Source organism: Mesorhizobium silamurunense (assembly GCF_014843825.1).
Lineage (GTDB): Bacteria > Pseudomonadota > Alphaproteobacteria > Rhizobiales > Rhizobiaceae > Mesorhizobium > Mesorhizobium silamurunense.
Map to the genome: position 1 here is coordinate 1 of NZ_JHQR01000224.1, position 7,113 is coordinate 7,113.

Consider the following 7,113-nt stretch of genomic DNA (forward strand, 5'->3'; position numbering starts at 1 on the left):
GAACGCGAGTTAAGTTGATAACGCCCGATGACCAGACCTTCGGTCTGCGGCCCGATCGACGCGGCCCAACGCCGAAAGCGCTCCGGTGTCCATTCGGCATAGCGTCGGTGGGAACTGGGTGCGTGTTTCAGCTGCGTGCCGCGCAGCGCCGCGACCTGGTCCACGCGCTGGGTGATCTCCTGCTGCACGGCGAGCGCGACATCGATCGCTGCCGGCGCCCTCACCTCCAGCAGTAGCGCGCTCACCGCCTCGTCGACCGGTGCGCCGCGCACCCATTGGCAGTGCTTGCCGGCGTGCCGCACGACGGCTTCGTTGCAGACGTAATAGGGGCGCAGCCGCCCCTACCCGCATGCGTGCACCGCAGCGGCCCACAGCAGCCGTCCCTGCAACAGACCGCTGCCCTGGCGGGGCATGCGTCCGCGTAGGCCAGGTGAAAAGCCGACGGCGTTCTGTTCCAGGGTTGTCTGATTGCGCTCATACTCGGCCCAGGAAATGTAGCCCTCATGGGCTTCGGGAATAAGCACCTGCCAGTCGGATCTCGCCTCGCGCAGCTGCACGACCTGAGCTTGGCATTGTAGGCGGTGCGCGTGCGCCCATAGGCGAACGCGCCGGCATATCGCGGGTCGTGCAGAATCTGGAGCACGCGGGAATGGTCGATCTCGCTCCACAGGACGTCGCCCTTGCCGATGCCGCGGCGGATACGCCGGGGAAGAGGAGCTTCTCGCCCCCGCATGCGGCGCACGACGGCGCAGTCCGAGCCGGTCTCGCGGAAGTATCGAACAGGAGCCGCACCGTGTCCTGGATCTGTCGGTCGGGATCGAGCACGACCCGTGCGTCAGGGGTGTAGACCAACCCGATCGGCAACGGCATCTCGAGCTCGCCGCGGCGCGCCTTGTTGAGAATGCCGCCTTGCAGCCGCGACTTCAGGATGTGCAGTTCGGCCTCGCTCATCGTGCCCTTCAGCCCGAGCAGCATGCGATCGTTGAAATAGGCCGGATCGTAGACGCCGTCCTCGTCCATGATGAGCATGCGCGACAGAACGGCCAGCACAAGGAGACGGTGCCAGTCGGCATTGTTGCGTGCCAGGCGCGACACTTCCAGCCCCAGCACGATCCCTACATGCCCTATCGCCACTTCGGTCACCAGGTGCTGGAAGCCGTCGCGGGCGACCGCGCGCCGGAGAGGCCCAAGTCGCTATCGATGACGTGGACACGCTCGATCGGCCAGCCCAGCGCCACTGCGCGATCGCGCAACGCGTATTGCCGCTTGGTGCTCTCGGTGTTCTCGAAGCGCTACCTGCGAAAGAACGATTTGCCGCTGCCTGTGCGTCCCGTCCTCGGCCCGGCGCCGCACGATGTGGTGTGGCGCGAGGCCGACAACTCGCGAGTGCTCAGCATCCTCCAAAATCCTGCCTATGCTGGAGCGTATGTCCCTGGTCTTGAACGAGCCGGATCGCGAGGCGCTGAAAAAGCTGGGCGAAGATCTGCCCGGCATCTGGCACTCCCCTTCGACAACGGCGGCCGAGCGCAAGGGCATCTTGCGCCTCATCATCTGCGAGGTCATCCTCGACCAGAAGCGCTTCCAGGGCCAGGTCTGGTTCAAGATCCTGTGGCAGACGGGAGCGACAAGCGAGCATTCTCTCCAAAGGTCCACACCCATGGCGACTACATCGATGTCGGCTGCGGAGCCGAGTGATCGAACTCAACGCCGCAGGCAAAATGGACAAGGAGATCGCGGCGGCCTTGAACGCGGAAGGCTTTGTCGCAGCACGCGGTTGCGCGTTCAAAGGTCAGAATGTCTGGCTTCTGCGGACACGTTGGGGCATCCCCACCGTCAAGATCAACGGGACGAGCGCCAATCCCGACCGATGGCCGGATGGCACCTACTCTGTTCAAGGGTCGGCCGCCGCCCTGGGCGTCACACCACAAACCGTCTTCGACTATCTCGCACGCGGCTGGCTCGAGGGACACCAGCTCACGAAGGGGCAGCCGTGGCAAATCGAACTCTCAGACGACCAGATCAACACGCTGCGGGCACGGATCGCACGCAACAGGCGATCAAGGAAGGAGGCGTCATGACAACTTCGGTGAGCCGACAATCGCCACGCCATTCTCGACCGGATCATCCACAACGCCCATCGCCTCACCCTCGAATGCGACAGCATGAGAAAGCAAAAAACACCGCCGCTCTTAACCGGCGCCGAAAACGGCGAAATCAATCGCAAATGACCTCAACCAAGCAACCGAGGGCCGACCCCATCCTGCTGTCCGCGATTTAAGCGGAACGACTGTCCCGTTTTTTGCGAAATGCGCAGTAGGTCTTCCTGTCGTCGGACACGTCCTACTTCTCCACCATCTGCGGCTGCGGCATGTAATTCGAGTTAAGCGAGAACAGCGTGTCGTAGATGGCCGCGCCGGTGTCGGCGGTGATATTCGTCGCCGTCCAAATCGGAACGAAGATGCGCAGGTCCGACGACTTCACCATGTGCACCGTCCGTGCGCCACTTGACGCCGTCTGCGCCCGCAGGACGAAGGGAAAGATATGGCCGTTCCGGCGGCCATGCTCATCTTAATGAGGTTGCGTCGAGAGATTGTCATTTTTCGTTCCCCTTATTTTGGCCAATGGCGCGGCTTACTGCGATATCTACAGGACTCATGCCGAGAGGGTCGGCATGTGGTTCTCTCGACACCCAGCAGCATGGTCGCGCGGCGCGCAACGAGCCGCCCCAGTCGCTCGGCGCAAGTTCGGCAGTGACTAAACACGCCCGGTAATTGGCGACACAGCAGCCGCATCACCGTCCGTGCTCGGGGTTGCTCCAATCAGGCCTCAACTTTGAACATTGATCAAAAGCCCTTGTCATTACATCCCCGTTCCAAAGTGCCTCGCACCTTGCCCGGCGTTACGCAGGCTCACTCCGCCTATGGCAGGCGAGGATAACGTTGCGAGTAATCTGCTCGACCGCGGGATCGGGCGGCAAGAGCGGAGGCTCGAGGCTACGAGTGGCAGTCCAGTCGATGGACGGTACAAGGCCAAAGACCCAATCCGTGGTCGGTGCGCTGAACAACATGCCTTTGCCAGCCTCTTCGTGAAGCACCATGGTGACAAATCCACCGGTGCCCCCAAGATGCTCCCGCTGACCAGGAGTGAAGGTGGGTGGCCAAGCGCGGAAGTCCCACTCACCCCAACGACGGCAGTCGGCGACGGCGAGGAGTTTAGTGCCCGGGAGTGCTCCATCGGCGAATGTGAGTTCGGGACGCGTGCCGAACATCTTGACTTCCAGACCATCTCCCTCATGCCCTATGAGCTTTGTCTCTGCGCCAAAGGTGTCTCCCTCCTTCACCTGCAAGCCATCGAAAACCCAATGGTCGGGGTCACATATGGTGAAGCCGCAAGGAGGACGCGAAGGGCCGCCGAACATCTCCCACCACCACTGCGCGCCACCGGTCAGTAGCTCCCGTGACGCTCCCGGACGCCAGGCGCTGTTGTAAACACCGGTCGTAGGGATGGTTGATCCTTCGCGCAGGTTCCAAATATCTCCCGTAAGGAGGCGATCAGGCGTCGGCGATGCGGTGTGTAGTGGATCAAGCGACTCTTTGCTGTCGCCATACTCATTGTCGTGAGGATCCGATGAGTAAAAGCTGCCTGCGAGTTTGTAGCACTCGATCGCCGTTCTGTCTTGCGTTTCGCGGACCACGTAACCAACAAGGTTGCCGCCGAGGAAGATCGTGTGGCCGCCGGAGTTCCGAAAGTCGCGGACGGCGTCAAGTTGGTCCGCCGTCCAGTACTCGTCATGGCCGATCGTCACCAAGGCATCGTAGTTGGCAAGCTTTACATGTCCGGCAGATATGTCGAGGCCAGAGCAGAAGTCTACGGTTATACCCTCGCGTTCCAACCAGTCGACAAATGCGAAGGTATAGGCCGCTTTAAAAGGATTTGGACTTAGAATGCCTTCGTTCGGATAGCAAAGGCCAATTCCAGGCCGATGGATCGAGGCTTTAAAAGAGCGAAGTTCTTCCAGACGCTGACCATCTTCAGTACGCCCCACGTAAAGGCTCCGATTGTGCCAAATGTGGTAGGCGAGCCAGGTTGCAACATTCACCTGGCAGAGGATTCGTGCACCCGGGCGATTACCGCCCCCTCTCACGATGAACAGCGCATCCTCGCCGGCTCGGTCCGAGGTGCGGCCTTGTGGCTCGTCGGCGGAGCAGAACTGGGCGAGGTAAACGCCGCTGGCCCAATCTGCGGGGATTTCCTTGAGGAGGTCTACCTTCGGCCATCGGCATCCTTCGGAGTCCGCGTCGCCGGGGCTGAGGCGACGACCTGCTGCTGACGGTGGCAGCCGGTGTGGTTGGACTGGGCCGAAGCGTCGGACAAAGGAGAGCTTTGGGACAAGGCGGGCATCCTCGCATCCAGTTACGCGATAAATGTCCACGTAGCAGTGTTCGTCGGACCGTGTTGCCACGTGTGCCGACAACTCCTGCCCCGGTCGGACGCTGATCTCAGTCAAATATCCGGCGAAATACGGCACTTCTTCTCGGCCGGTGGCCGGGAATGGAAGGAAGCGATGATCGGTCGCCAGTGAAGGATGAGGGTTGACGCCAGGTAGGAACGTCTCCGTCTGAACGGGAACCTTCCGACGCATCGCCATTGGCGGTTCTTGTAGCAGTTTGGGCACTGCGTACCTCCTTCGAGTAGAGAAGACGATGCGAATCGTTCGGCTTAGCGCGTCGCGCTCGCAGACCCCGAGCGACATCAAAGAATTGTCGTCAGGATCGAAAGTGAAATGGTTCGTTCCAGCCGCTGCGAGATGAGTTCGAGAACGGGTCGCCCACGCACCTACCGTAGGAGCTGGATCGGCAACGGATCGTTGAGCCCCAGCCGTTCGCAGATGCTGTCGATCATTTCTTCCGTTGCCCGTCGCCCGCGATGGTCGCAGCCGGGGCGCCAGGCCTGAGAAGCGGGAAGACGAACATCCCGACCATTGCCTATGACGGCGATGGTCGAGAACAACCCTGAAAGGGCCCTCAACCCTTCTGCATGTTCCACAGAGGGACAAGCCCCATGGAGCCGATAAGGCCAGTAAGTGAATTGCGGCGCGCGATTGGCGAAACAAACTGACCCAACCTAATGTCGCCGACGAAGTCCCACCAAATCCGTTGCATCTCGCGGGCCAGTGCCTTGCGCTCGTCGAGCTGTTCGACGTCCGCCCATTTGGCCCGAAGAGCCTCAAATTCGTCGCTCTTCGGCCAGCCGTACCAAGCTTTGTCGCCACTCGCGTTTGGTGCAAGTGCGGTGGTCGGATCGCCTTGAGCGTAGTCGACATCGCTCGTAATGAAGATGCTCCATCCGCCGCTTTCAACCGGGCCCCTGTTCGCCCGGCGTGCGACAACACCGGCCCAGTCGCTCGGCGCAAGCTCTGCATTTACCCCAATCTTCTGCAGCGTGGCCGCCAACAGCTGCGCGGCATTGTTGAACACCGGATAGTTCGTTGGCTGAAGGATGACGACTTGCTCGCCTGCGTAGCCCGCCTCTTGGAGGAGTTGCTTGGCCTTTTCTGGGTCGCCGCCCTGCTTGTACCAGCCCGTATTCTCGTCGTTTGAATATAGTGTACTGTTCCCAAATATCGAAGTGACGTGGTGGCTGTATCTTGGATCGGGGGATATGATGCGCAGAAAGGCCTCCTGGTCAATCAGGTGAAGCATCGCTTGGCGCGCCTTGACGTTGTTGAACGGCTTCTGCAGATGGTTCATGCGCAGGATCATGTCCTCGCCAGACTCGTTCAGAACTTGGAGTGTAAGGTTGGGATCGCTCTCGATCGCTGAGTAAAAATCGGTGGAAGGAGTTTCAAGGAAATCAATTTCACCCACCTGCAAGGCCGACAAAGCAGTCTGCTGATCGGCGATATTATTCCAGATGACGCGATCGACATTGACGACCTCCCCGCCGGCCCTTCCGTTAGCTGGCTCCTTGCGTGGTGCGTATTGTTCATTGCGGTCGTAGGTGAAGCTCGCGCCTGGCTTTGCAAGAGCGTGATTGAACTTGAACGGTCCCGATCCGATATTCGCGGTCACCTGTTCGGTTGCGGGGCGATTCGCGTCCTTTTCGCGCATCATGAAAGGGAGTGGCGTCGTTGATTTCGCCAGCATTTCAATCAAGAGCCCCAACGGTTCCTTGAGAACGATCTTGAAGGTCTTGTCGTCCTTCTTTGAGATATCACTGGCCCGCGCCATGAGCAGTTGTCCGCCGCCGACTACCTGCCCCCAGCGACGGATCGATGCGACACAGTCCGCTGCGGTGACGGGGGTGCCATCGTGCCAGCCTAGGCCGTCCCGAAGCTCGAATGTATACGTCTTCTTATCCTCGGAAACATCCCACTTCCCCACCATTTGTGGCTGCGGCATCAATTTGGAATCTAGCGCGAAGAGCGTGTCGTAGATCGCTAGGCCATGGTTAGCTGTTACGCCAGCCGTCGAAAAAATCGGATCGAAGACGCTCAGGCTATCGCTCATCACCATGCGCACCGTCCGCGCGTCGGTTGGTTCCGCCTGCGCCCGCAGGACTGAAGGGAAAGATATGGCCGTTCCGGCGGCCATGCTCATCTTTATAAGGTTGCGTCGAGAAATCGTCATGTTCAGTTCCCCTTTCTTGGATGGTGCTAGACTTGCCACGGCAAAGCTGGTCAGGGCTGCAGGTGCTTTTCTGCTGCGGGATCCTCCATTGCATCTCATGCGTCCTGCCTTCCGTTGCCTCAAGTGGCGACGGATCCAGCCCACGCGATCCAAAGCCGTCGAGCACGTGGTGGTGAAACATGGTGGCCAGCGAACTAATCTCGGCCGGCCCCGCCTCGTCAAATGCAGTTTGTATATGTTCGTCATCTAGCAGCGAGATGGATCTAACACTACAGTCGTAATTTCCTTGCCTGATTGAATGATTTCTGAATCACTGGCCCACCATGATTCGGGGGGTCATGGATGGCGCAGGCACCGATTGAGGCGACGTTGGAGCTTTGGGCCGGATCGCTGCGAGTTGCGAAGGAACGGTTGAGGCCGTTGTTTCGCAGCAAGGCGACGGCCGCCTCGGCGGAGGTGACGTTGCCCCCAGTTTCTATCCAGT

General features: G+C 60.1%; 5 protein-coding genes and 2 pseudogenes. 1 reads left to right on the forward strand and 6 read right to left on the reverse strand.

The features are described 5' to 3' along the window. Positions 1–1,253, reverse strand: a pseudogene (locus DH10_RS38000) (recombinase family protein); the annotation flags it as partial. A 438-nt stretch (positions 1,254–1,691) separates the two neighbouring features. Between DH10_RS38000 and DH10_RS24785 the strand changes: the two are divergent. After that, positions 1,692–2,078 carry a hypothetical protein gene (locus tag DH10_RS24785; protein ID WP_192385469.1) on the forward strand — a complete coding sequence of 129 codons (387 nt, stop codon included), beginning with the start codon at positions 1,692–1,694 and terminating at the stop codon, positions 2,076–2,078. 262 nt (positions 2,079–2,340) lie between these two features. Here DH10_RS24785 and DH10_RS24790 read toward each other — a convergent pair whose 3' ends face one another. The 5 genes and pseudogenes from DH10_RS24790 to DH10_RS36370 form a co-directional block, all read right to left on the reverse strand. Then, complete coding sequence (locus DH10_RS24790; protein WP_192385470.1) at positions 2,341–2,484, reverse strand: hypothetical protein; 144 nt, start codon at positions 2,482–2,484, stop codon at positions 2,341–2,343. 415 nt (positions 2,485–2,899) lie between these two features. Beyond that, complete coding sequence (locus DH10_RS24795; RefSeq protein ID WP_192385471.1) at positions 2,900–4,675, reverse strand: N,N-dimethylformamidase beta subunit family domain-containing protein; 1,776 nt, start codon at positions 4,673–4,675, stop codon at positions 2,900–2,902. A gap of 80 nt (positions 4,676–4,755) precedes the next feature. Next, positions 4,756–5,028, reverse strand: a pseudogene (locus tag DH10_RS38295) (ABC transporter permease); the annotation flags it as partial. Beyond that, positions 5,025–6,629 (reverse strand): ABC transporter substrate-binding protein, encoded by a 1,605-nt coding sequence (locus DH10_RS24800; RefSeq protein WP_192385472.1) that lies wholly within the window; start codon positions 6,627–6,629, stop codon positions 5,025–5,027. The gene DH10_RS24800 and the pseudogene DH10_RS38295, both read right to left, overlap by 4 nt. A 269-nt stretch (positions 6,630–6,898) precedes the next feature. After that, positions 6,899–7,113: hypothetical protein (locus tag DH10_RS36370; protein ID WP_210327852.1), on the reverse strand; the 215-nt coding region annotated here is incomplete at its 5' end.